We start from the raw sequence: 16,970 nt of genomic DNA on the forward strand, positions 1-16,970 counted from the left end.
TCTCAATCACACCTTTGATCACACCGTGCTTGTCCATGCCTGCGCGCAGGCGCTTAATGGCTGCACAACCACAAGAACAGCAACGAGAACCGGAGGGCCCGAATGCTTGCCGCGAACTCCCGCGCTCATGTCGACTGCGTCAGCAGGGTACTGAAGAACGCCGACCGTCTGCCCCAGGCGCCAGTACCGCCGTTGATCCTCGATTCCTGGCGTCGCTCCATGGAGCTGTACCGTCTCGATCCCGCCTCCGAGCAAGGGCCGCGTATCCTTTCCCAGGCCCTGCTCAACGAATGCCGAGAGCGCTCGGAGCTGTTCCTGCGCATTGCCGGGGATGCCGTGGCACGCTTGCACGAACAGGTGCGCGAGGCCGACTACTGCGTGCTGCTGACCGATGCCCAGGGCCGCACCATCGATTACCGGGTCGAGTCGGCCATTCGCACTGACTGCCGCAAGGCCGGCCTGTACCTGGGCACCTGCTGGTCGGAAGGAGAAGAGGGTACCTGCGGGGTAGCGGCGGTGCTGACCACCAAGGCACCGGTCACCGTGCACAAGCGCGATCACTTTCGCGCTGCCTTCATCGGTCTGACCTGTAGCGCGGCGCCTGTGTTCGACCCCTTTGGAGAGTTGCTGGGGGTGCTGGACGTCTCTGCGCTGCGCTCGCCCGACGACCGCCGCAGCCAGCACCTGATCCGGCAATTGGTCGAGCAGACCGCACGCGAAATCGAGAACGCCTTTTTCATGCACAGCGCCCAAGGCCACTGGGTGATGCGTGCCCACGGCACCCCAGGCTACGTGGAAAGCCAGCCTGACTATCTACTGGCCTGGGACGCCGACGGTCGCCTGCAGGCGATGAACAGCCTGACACGGCAACGCCTGATGCAGCGCCTGGGACGCTTGCCTGCTCACATTGGTGAGCTGTTCGACCAAGAGCAATTGCGACGGGTCAGCAACGCGTCTGCGCAACGTCTGCCAGGGTTGGGCGAGCTGTATGGCCGGGTCAGCGCCCCCCAGCGCAAGCAGCCGGTCGAGCCCTTGCTGCAAGGCTTGGACCGGCGCATCGAACAACACTTGCGCCTGGCCACACGGGTCAAGGACTGTAACCTTGCAGTGCTGGTGCAGGGTGAGACGGGTACAGGCAAGGAAGTTTTTGCTCGCCAGGTGCATCAGCAAAGCAAGCGCGGCACCGGCCCGTTCGTCACGCTCAACTGCGCCGCCATCCCCGAGAACCTGATCGAGAGCGAGTTGTTTGGTTATGTCGCGGGCGCCTTTACCGGGGCTTCGAGCAAGGGTATGCAAGGGCTTGTACACCAGGCCGATGGCGGCACGCTGTTTCTGGACGAGATTGGCGACATGCCACTGAGCCTGCAGACCCGACTGTTGCGGGTACTGGCAGAAGGTGAGGTAGCCCCCTTGGGGGCTGCGCGGCGCCAGCGCGTGGACATTCAGGTGATCTGCGCCACGCACCGCGACCTCGCGGCGAGGGTGGAGCAGGGACAGTTTCGTGAGGACTTGTATTTTCGCCTGGCCAACGCCCGCTTCGCGTTGCCAGCGCTGCGCGAGCGCGAAGACCGGCTGGGGCTCATTCACCAGCTGCTGGCCGAAGAGGCCGACGCGTGTGGCGTGAGCGTGGCGCTAGCCGACGATGCCTTGCAGGTGTTGCTGGAGTACCGCTGGCCGGGGAACCTGCGCCAGTTGCGGCAGGTGTTGCGTTATGCGTGCGCTGTGAACGAGGGTGGGCAGCTGCGCCTGCTTGACCTGCCTGAGGAAGTCCGTGGGCAGGAGGTTGGCCGAGTCACGAGCGAGGCGTCCTGCCCGGCGCGGCAACGATTGCTGGATGCGTTGATCCGGCATCGTTGGAAGCCCGCCGAGGCTGCCCAGGCGTTGGGCATTTCGCGTGCGACATTGTATCGGCGCGTGCACGAGCATCGCATCGAGATGCCTCGTATGAAAGGGTAGCGTCGTGGCGGCATCTTTTTGCTGTTGTTGCTGACCGCGCAATCGTTCAGGCGCCGCAGCTTGCCGCTTCAGAGCCGTGCCCTACGCACAGACTGCGTTCGGCCTGCTGAAGTCGCGAAGATCAACAGCACAATACACATGGCTGGAAGCAGCGTTCAGTGAATAACCCATGTGGAGTGATCATAGCCAAGAGAAAAACTTCAAGTTGATATCAGCCCGATGAGCCGTCCGCACGATGTGTTTCACCGGAGATATCGTTTTGTAGGCACGCGGTGGCAATTTCGGTCTTTGGCTTACGGGTAGAGCTGCGTTTCTTTCTCTGCGGGCGTTTGCCTGGGCGAGTAGCCCATAGGTAAGCGTTTTCACGCAACCGTGCTTGGATAGCGGGTGGATAATCATCAAGTGTGGTCAGCGGCGGGACGGGTTTTCCGGGCAAACCGGCTTCACGAATGATCCTGGGCCAGCGCGGTTTCCAGCACAGCATCAGGCTTAGCCAATGGCCGGTGCCGATGATCAGGAAGGCGGGCGAGATCAAGACCAGGCCGAGTTTGGTGATTCGAGAGGATTTTCGAAAGTAGTGGGTCAGGCCTTCGAATTGAGGGGTAAAGGCTTGCCAGGGCCAGGGGAAGTGTGAGGTCAGAGAAGGGCGAGGCAAACCCTCTGGGCCCTCGTCCATGAAACGGCGGATGAATTCCCACTCGGATTGCAGCTCCGTGAAATTGTTGGCGGCCTTGCCTACGTGGATGAGTTCTGGATGGAGGGCGCCGGCGAACGAGGGTGGCCATATAAGATCTAAAGGAAGGCCAAATCCACCCGCAGCAGCATATTTTTTATCCGAACCGCTGGAGGTGACACCATACCAAGGAAGCGTGACGATGCCGCCGCAATACGGTGGGCGATGCAGGTAAACTTGTTGGGTGGTCCGATTGAAACGTATCAGTAGGTGGCGAGACGTGAACATCTCAAAGCGCGTGAAGCGGAGCCCAAATTTTAAATAAAGCCACAGCGTACCTACACCCAAGGTCAGGAAAACAGACCCCGTTAAAAGCGTTCCGGCATAAGGCTCGCCGTTGTAGGTGAATAATAGGCCGATGAGAATAGTTAGGTCCTCTAAAGCCATCGCTATATTCACTAATGAATAGAGTATAACAGCAGTCGACAGGATAGTTATAAGTCCCCGTTTGTCCTCCATCATGCCGCAACGCATTTCCAGTATGTGTTTATTATAAACATATACCGGTCCGCGACTTAGGGGGTTGCTGCTGGCTGATCTCTTCGCGGCATCAAGCATATCCTGCTCATCGCTTTCATATATAGAAATATTGGTCTTCTTGTGATTCTTCTCAAAAGCGTCGCGCTCTTCTTTAGGATCTATGTATGCAAGCCATGCGAGCCATTCAGCAAAATACATTATATGACCTCGCTGATTGAGCTGAATAAGGCCTCTAACTCTTCTTCATCTTTCGCATAGCCTGTGCGAGGTGGCTGCAGGCTGAAGCAGCATTCCTTGCACCAACTCTCAAGTGCGTCTCCATCTAAAAGCACTATGGCGATGGTGGCAACAATCATGATGGTGCCTCCAATCCAGCCCAGCCGACTAAGCCAAAGCATAGCAATTCTATTGGTCGCCAGTCGTGTAGATAACTTTGAAAAAAGTGCGGCCATTTTGCGTCTAAAGATATTTGTGTCACTTACTGACAGCCAATGAAAAAGCGCGCCAGCCTGTGAAAACGCTATCCCTCCTTGCCCCACAAGTAATGCAAAAGTAGCGCCTGCTCTGACCATATACGTAGAGGCTAATATTGTGTTGGATTTTTTTCTTGCCTCCGCAGCGTCGGAGATATCCCATTTTATACTGACGAGCCCCCCTACCGCCGCCAACCCAGCCCCCCACAGTCGATACCGCCCTAGATTAACTAGCGCGCCCCGCGCAGTGGCGCTGTTCCCGCCAACGCCTCTAATCGTCAGTTCCGTCCCCACCGCAAGCAGCTCCATCCCCGCAGCCGCACTGGTAAATGCGGCCGCAGTCACTTCGCTCCAGAAGCGTCGGTCCTTGTCATCCCGTCTGCCTTGTAACAACAGCAGCCCGGCCTCCAACAGCAGCAATCCGCTGGCGACCCGCAAGCGATAGAACTGATTCCCGTGCACCCCGTTCAACGTCTCGGCATAAGCTCGATCAAGCCGGCGCACGATGGGGGCCGCGACGCGACCGGGCGAGGGCGTTTTACCGTCCAGCGCCTGCTCACTCAAGCGCAGTTCCACGGCTTGCTTACCCAGTGAGGCAATGAGGTAGGTGCTCAGGCGTCGGTACAGCAACCGGTCAGTGCTACCGGGCGCACCTACTGACAGGCTCTGGCGCCCCAGCTGCCCGAGCCAGGCCAGCGCGCCAGCAGTGTTGGTGGGGCTGTGTTGCGTGAGCTGGTCCAGGTGGCTGTCCAGCCGGCTGAAGTGTGCGGCGAGCTCTTTGGCTTGTTTGAGGGCCGCCTCCAGTTGAAGAATAGGGTCGCTGCCCGGTGCCAGTGCGTCCAGCGCTGTGCGTGTCTGCGCAAGCACCTCTGCGATCTCGCGCTGATTATGGACAAACGAGCGCAGCGCCAGGTTGTCGGGGGTGATAGCGTCGGCGCGCCACCATTGAGCAAGCAGCGCTGCGCCGGATGGCACGCCTTCGAGGCCGGCTACGCACAGCCCTGTCTGGTGCGCAAAGCACAGGCCATTGGCAGGGTCGTTTTCGTCGTAGTGGGCAAGTGCGTCTACCAGTGCGGACGACTTCAACCATGCGAGGTGATCTGCCGCTCTGGACTCGGCGAGACGTTGGGCTTCGGCGCTCTGCGCCTCAAACACATCAAGGTGCTGGTACATACCTTTTAGGTTAACGAGTGACAGATAGCGCTCTTCGAATTGCTTGGCAAATTCTCCATTTTTTGCGCGCGTTTCGAGCTTCTGCCTTTCAAGTTCAGCGGCGCTGTCCAGAATGTGCTCTTTAGCTGTTGCCCACCACTCGGCCATGTACCGTGGAACCGCCTCGTCGCTGCCGAGATAGCCGCGCATCGCCTCTCTGCGGCGATCGACCATTGCGGCAACCTTTCGCTCCGTGAATTGCTGATGCAGTTCGGTGAATGTTTGCGCAACCAACACCTTTCGCTCGTTACTAGGGCCACCGCTCTCAGTGCTGGCTTCCAGCCAATGCTTGAGGTGTTCCATGCCAGCGTTGCGCCAGGCATTGAGTTCCTGGGTAATGCCGATGGCATCCTCCACCACCACGGCAACGCCCCGTGCTTCAGGTTTACTGCCCAAGGGGCCCAAGGCTTGGCGGGCCGCCGCCAGCGAGCTGATGCTTGGTGTACTGAAGACCTGAGCGTCCAACAGCGTGCGCAACACGTCGTTGGATTCCGCGGCAAAGTCGGCGACAAGGTTCAACTGGTCATGACGTATCGTGTAGGGCCTGGGCATTGGGCAGCTGGGGCTGGCGAAGGGCGCTATGTCTACTGCAGGCAGCAGGTCGCGTCGACGCAGCAATTGCCGCTGCGCCGCGATGGTCAACGGATCGGGGCTGTAGAACAGGCGAAGCTCGAGCAAGTCGTCGAGATCATGAACCGTGAATGCCCAGGTCATAGCGCGCACGACATCCTGGAATGTGGAGATGCCAGGCGGTTTTGGCTCTGGATGTTCAGGGTCGAAGAGCGACAGGGCGCCGTTCGCGGCGATTCGGTAGGGAGGGTGAAGGCTGTATTGCCCACTGAGCCTGCGCTTTTCCATGACATACAGGAAACCTTCACGCAGCGGGCGAATGGCATAGTCCGCCTGATGCAGCGCGGCGGTGCGATGCGGGTGGCGCAGGTGTTGAGGCAGAGTAGGGAGCTGCTGACGCTGGTAGGGATTACCGCCCACGGCGGCATAGCGTAATGGCAGAACGGTGAAGGTGCGGGTGCATGAGACGGCGGGCCCTATGGATAAAGGGTCTTGCAAGGCTTCGCAGTTCTGCCGATTGATTTCCATCAGCATCTTCAGATCGAACATGAGGGCCTCTGGCGAATTAAACGGTGCAGATGTGTTTGAAGGCATTGGGCAAGTGGCAGGCTTTGCTCGAGTGATTCTTCATGGCAGCCTGCCAAACGGAATCGCAAGTCGGTTTTTCGCAAGCAGTACCGAGTAGGCCGGCCGTCTCAACGCCGCATTAACCAGGTACTCATCGAGTCGCTTTCCTGCACTCAATTTATATTCGAAGGTACTGTTTTCGTCTTGCCAGGAAGTTCCCAATGCTCAGTAGGAATTTTCGTTGCAGGGCACGCTTCATACTCAAGCGGCATCGGTGCTTGCTCTTTGCGGCAAGCCAGATCATCAAGTCATGCAAGTTAGAGAGGGCGGCGGGAATACGCAGATTGCTCTGCTAGGTCGGTAGACACCGTTTGCTGGGTGATCGCCATTTGCACAGTGTTTGGCCGCAAGCACCCTGAAGGGCCGTATCAGCCATTAATGAAGCCGAACAGGCAATAAAAAACCCCGGAGCCAGTCCGGGGTTCTTGTACGTCACACTACGCGATCAATCCTGGTTGGCCAGTTTGTGCTCGAGGTAGTGAATGTTGACGCCGCCTTTGCAGAAGCCTTCATCACGCACCAGATCACGGTGCAGCGGGATGTTGGTCTTGATGCCATCGACGACGATCTCGTCCAGGGCGTTGCGCATGCGTGCCATGGCTTCGTCACGGTCCTTGCCCCAGGTGATCAGCTTGCCGATCAGCGAGTCATAGTTCGGCGGAACCGAATAACCGCTGTACAGGTGCGAATCGACGCGCACGCCGTTGCCGCCTGGTGCGTGGAAGTGCTTCACCTTGCCGGGGCTTGGGATGAACTTCTTCGGATCTTCGGCGTTGATACGGCACTCCAGCGAGTGGCCGTGGACCACCACGTCCTCCTGGCGGAACGACAGCTTGTTGCCAGCGGCGATGCTCAGCATCTCCTTGACGATGTCGATGCCTGTGACCATCTCCGACACCGGGTGCTCAACCTGCACACGGGTGTTCATCTCGATGAAGTAGAAGCGGCCATCTTCGTACAGGAACTCGAACGTTCCCGCACCGCGGTAGCCGATCTCGATGCACGCGTCCACGCAGCGCTTGAACACTTCCTGGCGCGCTTTCTCGTCGATGCCTGGGGCCGGAGCCTCTTCCAGCACCTTCTGGTGGCGGCGTTGCAGCGAGCAGTCACGGTCACCGAGGTGTATCGCATTGCCCTGGCCGTCGGACAAGACCTGTACTTCCACGTGACGTGGGTTGGTCAGGAACTTCTCCAGGTACACCATCGGGTTGCCGAAGGCTGCACCGGCTTCGGTACGGGTGAGCTTGGCCGAGGCGATCAAATCCTCTTCCTTGTGCACCACGCGCATGCCGCGACCACCACCGCCACCGGCGGCCTTGATGATCACCGGGTAGCCGACGTCGCGGGCGATGGCCAGCGCGACTTCTTCGTCTTCCGGCAGCGGGCCGTCGGAGCCCGGCACGGTCGGTACACCCGACTTGATCATCGCGTCCTTGGCCGACACCTTGTCACCCATCAGGCGAATGGTGTCGGCTTTGGGGCCAATGAAGGCAAAGCCGGACTTCTCAACCTGCTCGGCAAAATCGGCGTTTTCCGCCAGGAAGCCGTAACCGGGGTGAATCGCGGTCGCGCCGGTGACTTCGGCAGCGGCGATGATCGCCGGGATGTGCAGGTACGAATCCTTGGACGATGCAGGGCCGATGCAGACCGACTCGTCTGCCAGGCCCAGGTGCATCAGTTCACGGTCAGCGGTGGAGTGCACGGCGACGGTCTTGATACCCAGCTCTTTGCAGGCACGCAGGATCCGCAGGGCAATTTCCCCGCGGTTGGCGATCAGGACTTTTTCGAGCTTCCCAGACATCGTTGGCTCTCCGCGATTCAAACGATGGTGAACAGCGGCTGGTCGAACTCAACCGGCTGGCCGTCTTCTACCAGGATGGCGTCGATGACACCGCCGACATCGGCTTCGATGTGGTTCATCATCTTCATGGCTTCGACGATGCACAGGGTGTCGCCTTTCTTCACGCTCTGGCCCACTTCAGCGAAGTTCGGCGAGGTCGGCGAAGGTTTGCGGTAGAAGGTGCCTACCATTGGCGAGCGGATGACGGTGCCCTTGAGGGCCGGGGCAGCGGCGGCAGCTTCGACAGCAGGGGCGGCAGCGGCGACCGGGGCAGCGGCAGGCGCAGCCATCGGGGCAGGTGCGTAGAACTGCTGGGCAGCTGGGGTCTTGCTGTGACGGCTGATGCGAACCGACTCTTCGCCTTCCTTGATCTCCAGCTCGTCGATGCCAGACTCTTCCAGCAGCTCGATCAGTTTCTTGACTTTACGGATATCCATTAATCATCAACTCCCAAAGGTTCGGTCAGGGGGCGAAATTGTTAAAGCGTGTCGACACGCTTCTCTTGACCCTGGCCACCGAGGCCAGGGCTTTCATCATTTGGGCTGTGCGTTGGCAGCCAGCTGTTCCAGCGCGGACTCCAGGGCCAGGCGATAACCGCTGGCGCCCAGACCGCAGATCACCCCTACGGCTACATCGGAAAAGTAGGAGTGATGACGGAACGGTTCGCGTTTGTGCACGTTGGACAGGTGCACTTCGATGAATGGGATGCTCACCGCGAGCAATGCGTCACGTAGTGCAACGCTTGTGTGGGTGAATGCAGCCGGATTGATCAGGATGAAATCCACACCCTCGTTGCGTGCCGCATGAATGCGATCGATCAACTCGTATTCGGCATTGCTCTGCAAATACTGCAAATGGTGGCCCGCGGCGCGAGCACGTTGCTCCAGGTCCTGGTTGATCTGGGCCAGGGTCACGGCGCCATAGTGGCCGGGCTCGCGCGTACCGAGCAGGTTCAGATTGGGGCCGTGAAGCACCAGTAGCGTTGCCATCTGCGAGTTCCTTGGATTTGTAGGGCAATTCGACACAGCGCGGCGAGTGTGCCTAAAGCGACGGCAAGTGTCCAGTTCCCGGCAATAGCCAGCACGATGACCGAGATTCGCGCGAAGTATATGACCGGATAGCAGGATCCGGTCACTGATCGCCGATATGTTCCTATGCCAGCGGGCCGTTACAGGCCTGACGTGTCGCGAACGCGGGACAAAATGGACGCAAAGTTCTCGGCATTTATCTCGCCTATCACCCGATCAGCGGTCAGTTCGCTGCCGTTGGCGGCAAAGAACATCAACGCTGGCGGGCCGAACAACCGATAGCGGTCCAGCAGGGCTCGCTGGGCCGCATCGCTGCGCGTCAGGTCCAGGCGCAACAGTTTGAAGCCCGCCAGTTGCGGCAGTACCTGAGGTGCATTCAACACCTCGTTCTCGATGACTTTGCAACTGATGCACCAGTCTGCGTACCAGTCCAGCAGTACCGGCTGGCCTGCGGCCTTGGCATCGGCCAGTGCAGCATCGAGCGCCTCGGCGGTGGTCAGTGTTTGCCACGCCTGGGCAGGGGGCGCAGCCTGACCAGCCATGCTCTCACCAACCGGGGGCAACGGCCGCAGCGGATCACCCTGGCCGCTGAGGGCGCCATACCCGCAGGCCAGGGCGTAGACCAGCAGCGCCAGGCCAAGCAGTTGGGCCAGGCGTTGGCGAGGCGTCTTGACGACGAATTCCAGTGTCCCCAGGAACACGGCCACACCCGCAGCGAGCAACCCGATCAGCCCCAAGGTGACGGGCCCTGGCAAGACCCTGCTGAGCAAACCGATGGCCAGCCCCAGCAACAGGACGCCGATGGCGTTCTTGACGCTGTTGAGCCATGGGCCGCTTTTCGGCAGCCAGGCGGCGCCACCGGTTGCGACCAGCAGCAGCGGGGCACCCATGCCCAGGCCCAGCGCGAACAGTTTGAGCGCACCGCCCAGGGCGTCTCCACTGGCACTGATATACAGCAGAGCACCGGCCAGCGGCGCCGAAACGCAGGGTGAAACCAACAGGCTGGACAACACGCCCAAGGCCGCGGCGCCCAGCAGCGAGCCGCCTTGGGTGCGATTGGCGACGCCGTCCAGACGGTTGCTCAGGGCCTGGGGCAGCTTGAGTTCGAACAAGCCGAACATGGCCAGGGCGAAAGCCACGAAGAACAGCGCAAAAGGCACCAGTACCCAGGCCGACTGCAGGCGCGCCTGCAGGTTGAGGCCTGCGCCGAACAGGCCCATCAAGGCCCCGAGGGCGGCGAAGCTGGCAGCCATGGACAGCACATAGGCCAGTGACAGCGACAGCCCGCGCAGCCCTCCTGTCTGACCGCGCAGTACCACACCCGAGAGAATGGGCAGCATGGGCAGCACGCATGGCGTGAACGTGAGGCCTACGCCGGCGATGAAGAACAGCAGGAGCGCTTTCCAGTTCCAGACGTGCGCGGCCTGGCTGCTCGGCGCGCTATCACCGTCAATGCTCAGCCGTTCGGTTTCAGGTGGATAGCACAAGCCTTTGTCAGCGCAGCCCTGGTAGCCCACCTGCAAGGTAAAAGCCCTGGAATCATTGCGTGGCAGCTCGATGTCGACGATGCCGTGATACACCTCCACATCGCCGAAGAATTCGTCATGCTTGGCCTCGCCCTTCGGGATGACCGGCGTGCCCAGAACAATGTCGGCCGGCTCGGTTCGAAACACGAAACGGTGGCGGTACAGGTAATAGCCGTCGGTGGCCACCAGGCGCAGCTTGATGGCATGGGCGTCGGCCTGGATCAGGCTGAGCTTGAAGGCTTCGTGTACCGGGAGGAAGTCGGCATTGCCGGCCAGTGAGGAGGCGCCAAGGGTGGCGCTGGGGCGATTGTCCAGCAACCCCGTGGCGAACACCGGGCTGGCCAGCAGTAGGCACAACAGGAAAAACAGGCGGTGCATGGTGAACTCGCAAGATCGAACGTGCCGCGCATCATAACGGAGTTGACGCTCAGGGAACCATGCGTGGGCCTGCCCGTCTTGCCGGTGATGGTCTAAAGCTATTTCGTGGAGCCAGGGCGGTCGGTTCAGGCCCTGAAGGCACCCACCGCCTGGTTCAGTGCGCTGCCAAGGCTAAGCAGGTGGTCGCCTTGCTCGCGTCCTTCACCGATGCGTTGCAGGTTATCTCCGCCCAGTTGATGAATCCGCTCGCTGTGGTCACGGATCTCGCTCACCGCTGCGCTTTGTTGCGCCGTCACTTCGGCAATGCGCAGGGCAGTGTCGGCAATGGTGCGGATCGCGCACACGATTTCGTCCAATGCGCCGTCGGCGGTCTGGGCCTGGTTGGCAGTGGCCTCGGCATGCTCCAGTTGTACCCGCGTACCGTCCACGGCGCCCTTGGCTGCCTGCTGCAATCTGTCGATCAGGGTCTGGATTTCCCCAGTAGCGCCGGTGGTGCGTTGGGCCAGGGTGCGGACTTCGTCGGCTACCACGGCGAACCCGCGACCCATTTCACCGGCGCGGGCGGCTTCGATGGCGGCATTGAGTGCCAGCAGGTTGGTCTGTTCCGCGATGGACCGGATCACTGTCAGCACGCCACCGATCGTGGCCGATTCTTCTGCCAGTTGCTCAATCATGCGCGCGTTGCCCTGCACCTCGTCGACCAGCGTGCGTAAACCCGACAAGCTTTGCCCGATCACCGCCTGGCCCTGTTCCACTGCCCGGCCTGCGTCACGGCTGGCCAGGGCTGCAGCGCTGGCGTCGCCAGCCACCTGCTGGATGGTCGCTTCCAGTTCTCCAAGCGCGTCGCGAATCTGCCCGGTATCCCCGGCCTGTCGTTGTGCGCCATCGTGCAAGGCAGCACTCATGTCGGCCAGCGCATGGCTGCTGCCGGCCACTTGCTCGGCGTTGTGCCGCAGGGCGCCTACCAGTTCGACCAGGTACTGGCGCAGGCGATTGAGCGAAGCCTGGATGTCATGCAGCTCGCGGTTGGTCCTGCCCATTTCGACAGGCTGGGTAAAATCGCCCTCGGCCCAGCGCGACAGCGCAGGCGCCAGGCCGGTGAGTGTGCGTGCAAGACGACGTTGCAGGGTGTCGATGAGCAGGGCGATCAGCAGGATCATCACGATCATCCCCCCTTGCAGGGTGCGCACTTCGCCCGCGATCGTGCCATGCAGGCTGCGCACCTCTGGCTCCAGGGCCGCAATGGCTTGACGCACTGCCTCCAGTTGTTGCGTGGCGCGGGTCGCCAGGGCGGCGCGCTGGGCGATCTGGGCACGGGTACGTTGCAGCTCGGCCGGATAGCGCCCAACCAGGCTTTGCAACTCGCGCTTGAGGCCTACGGCGACGTCTTCCTGCTGGGCACGGGTATCGGTCTGCAAACCCATCAGCGCAGCAAAGTCATCCGCGCCGGATTCGGCAGCACGGGTCAAGCCCAGCAGCGGCAAGCCTTCGATGACGTGCGCCTGGGCCTGAATCGATTGCAGCTCGCGTTCCAGCTCGTTCGCAAGTTCCGGCCGGCCGCTGCCCACCAGCTTTTCCCGCGCCAGGCCAAGCCTGCTCAGGTGCAAGGTCGCCTCGACAAGCGGCAGCAGGTATCGCCCAGCGTCGGGGCTGGTGCTGTCGCGCGCATAGGTGGTCAGTTGCTCCAGATTGGCCCCCATCTCGCGCTCGGCTTGCAGCAGCAGCGCCTGGGGGTCACCGGCCAACTTGCCGGCGGCCAGCAACTCACCCGCGCTGAAGGCCTGGAGGTCGTCCAGGCTGGGGCGCAGTTGGCTGGCCATCGCCTCGGGCCATTCGGCCAGCGAGGCTTGCAGTTGAACCGTGGCCTGCAGTGCCGCGGCATGGCGCACGGCATCGCCGTTGCCAAGATAGGCCTGGATGTTCTCGGCCGCCTCAGTCTGGAAATGGCGCGACAGGGTCAGGTAGCGCTCCATCATCTGGTAGGGGCGCTCCAGCGCCCGCTGCGACCACCACAGCGTGACACCCAGGGCGATGCACACCGTCACCAGTAACAACGTATTCAAATTGGTCAGCCACTTCAGGCGCATAGCCGCGAGCTTCCTGCGGGGGAGGGAGGAGTCAGGGGCCTGAAGTTATTGCGTTCGTGTGACGCGATGATGACGGCGGCACGCAGTTGAATGGCAAAGTGCCTTTATCCTTTGCCCGGCTTTTCAGGGCTCCACACGCACCACGCAATTGCGTCCCGCATGCTTGGCCCGGTACAGCGCCTCGTCGGCCGCGCTGGCCATGGTCAGCGCATCGAGGCCGTCATCGAGTTGCACCACGCCCGCGCTGAACGTACAGCGCAGGTCATGGGGCTGGGCTGGGTAGAGGATTTCGGCAAAACGCCCGCGGATGTCATCGAGCACCTTGTACGCCGCCTCCAATGGGGTATTGGGCATGACGATCGCGAATTCCTCGCCGCCGTAGCGTCCGATGAAATCGGTCTTGCGCAGGCGTTGCTTGAGAAACAGCGCCAGGCTCTTGATTACCCGGTCGCCCATGGGGTGGCCGTGGCGGTCGTTGATTTTCTTGAAGCGGTCGATGTCGAGCATGGCAAAGCTCAACGGCTGTTGTTCGCGCCGGGCACGGAAGCTGCAATCCTCGAGCAATTGCAGGATATGGGTGTGGTTGTACAGCCCGGTCAGGCTGTCGCGGACCATGCGCGCCTTCAGGTGCCGAGCGCGGGCCGCGCGGTTGCGCACCGTGGTGATCAGGTGGCGCGAGCGAAACGGCTTGGTCAGAAAGTCATCACCGCCTTCGCTCATGGCCTCAAGTTGCTTGTCCAGGTCATCCTCGGCCGACAGGTAGATGATCGGCACACTGACGTAGCGGTCGTTATGGCGAATCACCTTGGCCAGTTCAGGGCCGGTGCACGCCGGCATGTACAGGTCAAGGATGATCAAGTCAGGCTGGAAGTCAGCCAGCTCGGCCATGGTGGCGATCGGGTCGGTCAGGCTGCGGGTGATCATTCCGGCGCCTGCCAACACCCGTTCCGTGAACAGAGCCTGGGTGCGTGAGTCATCGATGATCAGCACGCGCAGGGGATCGTACGGCGCGGCATCGGTCAGTAACTCGACTTTCTCCAGCAGACTGGAAGCCTCCAGTGTCCCGGTGAGGAAATCGCGACCGCCTGCCCGCACGGCGGCCAAGCGCGTCGGGGTATCGGTTTCGTGGTGGCTGAAGAACAGCAGCGGCAGGGGTTTGGTCTGCCGCGCCTGGGCTTCGGCCGCCAACGTCAGGCCCTGGCCGACCCCATTGAAGTCGACGTCCATGATGACCGCCGAAGGCGGGCATTCGTCCACCGATGCGCGAAAGGCATCGGCAGTGGGCAAGGCCTGTACGCCCAGGCCGAAGAATTCCAGTTGCTGGGCCAGGCGCTCGGCGCGGTCGTGGTCCTGCAAGAGGATATAGACCGGCCTGCGCTGGGGCGCCAGCAGCAACTGATCGTGTGGATCGTCCTTGCGCAGGCCACTACGCGCAACATGCTCAGCGGGGCACTGCGGGCTCGGCTCAACTGCTTGGCTCATGTCCTGGCTACTTGTCGTTAGGGGTATGCAGGGGCAGTGATGGCTCTATGCTAGCAGCTCTTGAGCTGCGTATGCGTGGCCCCTTTCAACAAACTGGGCTGAATGACTATTCAGTTCTCGACCCAGGGGTCGCTTATGCGTAAGGCGGTGTCTGCTTTATAGTGCTGTCAGGCGGGCTTGCCGTGGCACCCTGGCGTAGGCCTGTGGTCAAAGCCCCTGAACCGTCGTGACTGATCAAGGATATAGCCATGCTGGACTGGAAAAACCGCGAGGCCAAAGCCGAGCCCCGCGAGCGTGTCGACGGCCGCGGCGCTGCCGCCCGTAGCTATTTTGGTGGCCTGTGGGGCCGCTCACTGTTGGCCCTGATCGGGCTCTACCTGCTGGTGTGCATCGGTCTTGCCTGGTACTGGAGCCAGGAACCCGAATTGTTCCCGGTGCAGCAGAACGCCCAGAGCGCAGCCGAGCGTAACGGCCAGCAGATGGTAGTGGGCTACACCACCGTCGAAACGCTCAAGACCGTAGCGAGCACCTTGTTGAACAAGCCAGGTGGCTATATCGCCAATGACCGTCTCCCGCCAGGCCTGTGGATGGACAACATGCCCAACTGGGAGTACGGCGTACTGGTCCAGGTGCGTGACCTTTCCCGCGCGCTGCGCAAGGACTTCGCCCGCTCCCAGTCGCAATCGACTGAAGACGCCGACCTGGCCAAGGCCGAGCCGCGCTTCAACTTCGATTACAAGAGCTGGATCCTGCCGTCCAGCGAATCGGAATTCGAAGAAGGCATCAAGTCGCTGGCGCGCTATCAGGCTCGCCTGGCTTCAGGTGACAAGGGCGCGATCTTCTATACCCGTGCAGACAACCTGAACAACTGGCTGGGTGACGTCGCTACCCGCCTGGGCTCGCTGTCGCAACGACTCTCGGCCAGTGTAGGCCGCGTGAAGCTCAACACCACCCTCAAGACCGAGTCCGTGGTGGCTGGCCAGGCGCCGCAGGTAGATGAGGAAGTGGTGGAAACCCCATGGCTGCAGATCGACGACGTGTTCTATGAAGCCCGCGGCCAGGCCTGGGCGCTGTCGCACCTGCTGCGTGCGATCGAAGTCGATTTTGCCGACGTGTTGGCCAAGAAGAACGCCACCGTGAGTGTGCGTCAGATCATCCGGGAACTGGAGGCCTCGCAAGAGCCTCTGTGGAGCCCGATGGTGCTCAACGGCAGTGGTTTCGGCATGTGGGCCAACCACTCGCTGGTCATGGCCAACTACATCTCCCGCGCCAACGCGGCGGTCATCGACCTGCGCCAGCTGCTGTCGCAGGGTTGAGATGAGCTTCAGCCCTGATGAAGCCGCCCACCGGGCGGCTTCGGACCGGGAACGGGTTACCTGGGTGGACGAACACGACCAGGTGCTCGGCGCATTGCCCAGGGCGCAGTTGCGCGAGCGCGGGCTGATCGGGCGCTGCACGTTCATTCTGTTGTTCAATGGTGCCGGTGAACTGTGCGTGCACCGGCGTACCCTGAGCAAGGCGCTGTACCCCGGCTACTGGGACGTTGCCGCCGGCGGCATGGTGGCCGCTGGTGAAACGTACGCCGAATCGGCTGCGCGCGAGCTGGCCGAGGAACTGGGCGTCGCCGACGTGACCTTGCGCTTTCACGAGCGGTTTTTCTTCGATCAGCCTGACAATCGCCTGTGGTGCGCCTTGTACTCGGCAGTGTCCGATGCGCCGCTGCGGCTGCAGCCCGAGGAAGTGATCGAGGCACGTTTCATCGGTATTGACCAGGCCCTGGAGGACAGTCGGCTCAGGCCTTATTGCCCTGACTCGATGGCTGCGTTGATCCGCTACAGGAACAGCCTCGTCTAACCGCTGCACAGCGGGTCGCAAAACATTCGCAAAATGGCGCAATCCAGTACTTAGCAACTGCACCGTTTATCGTTACACTGCGCGGCCTTTTCGGGCTGCCGCACGTGTTGCGGCAGTAGCGCCGCCCCTGCCAGAGTGGGGCTTCGCGGTCGGCCTCATGTGCAGGTACGACCAGTTTTTGTCCTCAGCACCGAGGCACAAAAGTGGCCAAGAAAGCTTCTTCCCTCTCCGCCCTCGGCGGTCTCGTTTATTCGACCGATGCCGGTCGTCATTGCCCTGACTGTGGCCAGCCCGTGGATGCCTGTACCTGCAAGCAGCAGGTCATTCCCGAGGGTGATGGTATTGCCCGCGTGCGCCGCGAGAGCAAAGGCCGTGGCGGCAAGACCGTGACCACCGTCACGGGTGTGCCGTTGCCGCCCGATCAGCTCAAGGAACTGGCTGCCACCCTCAAGCGCCGCTGTGGTACCGGTGGCGCGCTCAAGGACGGCGTCATCGAGATCCAGGGTGATCATGTGCAATTGCTGCTCGACGAGCTGAGCAAGCAGGGCTTCAAGGCGAAAAAGTCGGGCGGCTGAGTCGCTCGGCAGGTTTTCGTCCTGCGCTTTCTAAACTCGTCGCAGTGCCCAGGGTCTACCCCAGAGCACGGGCGAACCGTCATTTTTGGCTTCTACACTGCTTCCCCGGTTTGACCGGCAGTGTCTTGACTCAATTTATAGGGGACTTG

The 16,970-nt window shown here is 61.3% G+C and carries 12 protein-coding genes; 4 read left to right on the forward strand and 8 right to left on the reverse strand.

The window, feature by feature from the left end; all coding sequences use genetic code 11:
• Window positions 1-102 precede the first annotated feature (102 nt).
• Entirely contained in the window at window positions 103-1,956 is a 1,854-nt protein-coding gene (locus FH041_RS20310; protein WP_049695382.1) for a sigma-54-dependent Fis family transcriptional regulator, read from the forward strand.
• A gap of 211 nt (window positions 1,957-2,167) precedes the next feature.
• On the opposite strand, the gene FH041_RS20315 is transcribed toward FH041_RS20310, so the two are convergent.
• From FH041_RS20315 to FH041_RS20350, 8 genes are all read right to left on the reverse strand, one after another.
• Window positions 2,168-3,367, reverse strand: a complete 1,200-nt coding sequence (locus tag FH041_RS20315) for a DUF6708 domain-containing protein (protein ID WP_140174992.1) — start codon at window positions 3,365-3,367, stop codon at window positions 2,168-2,170.
• Window positions 3,367-5,973 (reverse strand): T6SS effector BTH_I2691 family protein, encoded by a 2,607-nt coding sequence (locus FH041_RS20320; RefSeq protein WP_140174994.1) that lies wholly within the window; start codon window positions 5,971-5,973, stop codon window positions 3,367-3,369. The genes FH041_RS20315 and FH041_RS20320 overlap by 1 nt, the downstream gene beginning before the upstream one ends.
• Window positions 5,974-6,496: 523 nt before the next feature.
• A complete protein-coding gene (gene accC, locus FH041_RS20325) occupies window positions 6,497-7,852 on the reverse strand; it encodes an acetyl-CoA carboxylase biotin carboxylase subunit (protein WP_027915162.1) in 1,356 nt (451 codons plus the stop codon).
• A 17-nt stretch (window positions 7,853-7,869) separates the two neighbouring features.
• Complete coding sequence (gene accB / locus FH041_RS20330) at window positions 7,870-8,328, reverse strand: acetyl-CoA carboxylase biotin carboxyl carrier protein (protein WP_023535179.1); 459 nt, start codon at window positions 8,326-8,328, stop codon at window positions 7,870-7,872.
• A 96-nt stretch (window positions 8,329-8,424) separates the two neighbouring features.
• Entirely contained in the window at window positions 8,425-8,880 is a 456-nt protein-coding gene (gene aroQ / locus FH041_RS20335; RefSeq protein ID WP_003255330.1) for a type II 3-dehydroquinate dehydratase, read from the reverse strand.
• A 179-nt stretch (window positions 8,881-9,059) separates the two neighbouring features.
• Entirely contained in the window at window positions 9,060-10,823 is a 1,764-nt protein-coding gene (locus FH041_RS20340) for a protein-disulfide reductase DsbD (protein ID WP_059183615.1), read from the reverse strand.
• Window positions 10,824-10,948: 125 nt separating this feature from the next.
• A complete protein-coding gene (locus FH041_RS20345) occupies window positions 10,949-12,910 on the reverse strand; it encodes a methyl-accepting chemotaxis protein (RefSeq protein ID WP_059183616.1) in 1,962 nt (653 codons plus the stop codon).
• A gap of 123 nt (window positions 12,911-13,033) precedes the next feature.
• Window positions 13,034-14,392, reverse strand: coding sequence for a diguanylate cyclase (locus FH041_RS20350; protein WP_027915165.1), 1,359 nt, complete (start codon window positions 14,390-14,392; stop codon window positions 13,034-13,036).
• Between the two features lie 248 nt (window positions 14,393-14,640).
• Between FH041_RS20350 and FH041_RS20355 the strand changes: the two genes are divergently transcribed.
• From FH041_RS20355 to FH041_RS20365, 3 genes are all read left to right on the forward strand, one after another.
• Window positions 14,641-15,708, forward strand: coding sequence for a DUF2333 family protein (locus tag FH041_RS20355; protein ID WP_027915166.1), 1,068 nt, complete (start codon window positions 14,641-14,643; stop codon window positions 15,706-15,708).
• A gap of 1 nt (window position 15,709) precedes the next feature.
• A complete protein-coding gene (locus tag FH041_RS20360) occupies window positions 15,710-16,246 on the forward strand; it encodes an NUDIX hydrolase (protein ID WP_027915167.1) in 537 nt (178 codons plus the stop codon).
• A 203-nt stretch (window positions 16,247-16,449) separates the two neighbouring features.
• Window positions 16,450-16,821 (forward strand): translation initiation factor Sui1, encoded by a 372-nt coding sequence (locus tag FH041_RS20365; RefSeq protein ID WP_027915168.1) that lies wholly within the window; start codon window positions 16,450-16,452, stop codon window positions 16,819-16,821.
• Window positions 16,822-16,970: the final 149 nt, after the last annotated feature.

The sequence above is a fragment of the Pseudomonas sp. SWI7 genome, assembly GCF_006351945.1.
GTDB classification, from domain to species: domain Bacteria; phylum Pseudomonadota; class Gammaproteobacteria; order Pseudomonadales; family Pseudomonadaceae; genus Aquipseudomonas; species Aquipseudomonas fulva.

Coding starts and splice junctions, on each gene's coding strand:
- FH041_RS20310 (WP_049695382.1), top strand. CDS start 103: ATGCTTGCCGCGAACTCCCGCGCTCATGTCGACTGCGTCAGCAGGGTA.
- FH041_RS20315 (WP_140174992.1), bottom strand. CDS start 3,367: ATGTATTTTGCTGAATGGCTCGCATGGCTTGCATACATAGATCCTAAA.
- FH041_RS20320 (WP_140174994.1), bottom strand. CDS start 5,973: ATGTTCGATCTGAAGATGCTGATGGAAATCAATCGGCAGAACTGCGAA.
- accC (WP_027915162.1), bottom strand. CDS start 7,852: ATGTCTGGGAAGCTCGAAAAAGTCCTGATCGCCAACCGCGGGGAAATT.
- accB (WP_023535179.1), bottom strand. CDS start 8,328: ATGGATATCCGTAAAGTCAAGAAACTGATCGAGCTGCTGGAAGAGTCT.
- aroQ (WP_003255330.1), bottom strand. CDS start 8,880: ATGGCAACGCTACTGGTGCTTCACGGCCCCAATCTGAACCTGCTCGGT.
- FH041_RS20340 (WP_059183615.1), bottom strand. CDS start 10,823: ATGCACCGCCTGTTTTTCCTGTTGTGCCTACTGCTGGCCAGCCCGGTG.
- FH041_RS20345 (WP_059183616.1), bottom strand. CDS start 12,910: ATGCGCCTGAAGTGGCTGACCAATTTGAATACGTTGTTACTGGTGACG.
- FH041_RS20350 (WP_027915165.1), bottom strand. CDS start 14,392: ATGAGCCAAGCAGTTGAGCCGAGCCCGCAGTGCCCCGCTGAGCATGTT.
- FH041_RS20355 (WP_027915166.1), top strand. CDS start 14,641: ATGCTGGACTGGAAAAACCGCGAGGCCAAAGCCGAGCCCCGCGAGCGT.
- FH041_RS20360 (WP_027915167.1), top strand. CDS start 15,710: ATGAGCTTCAGCCCTGATGAAGCCGCCCACCGGGCGGCTTCGGACCGG.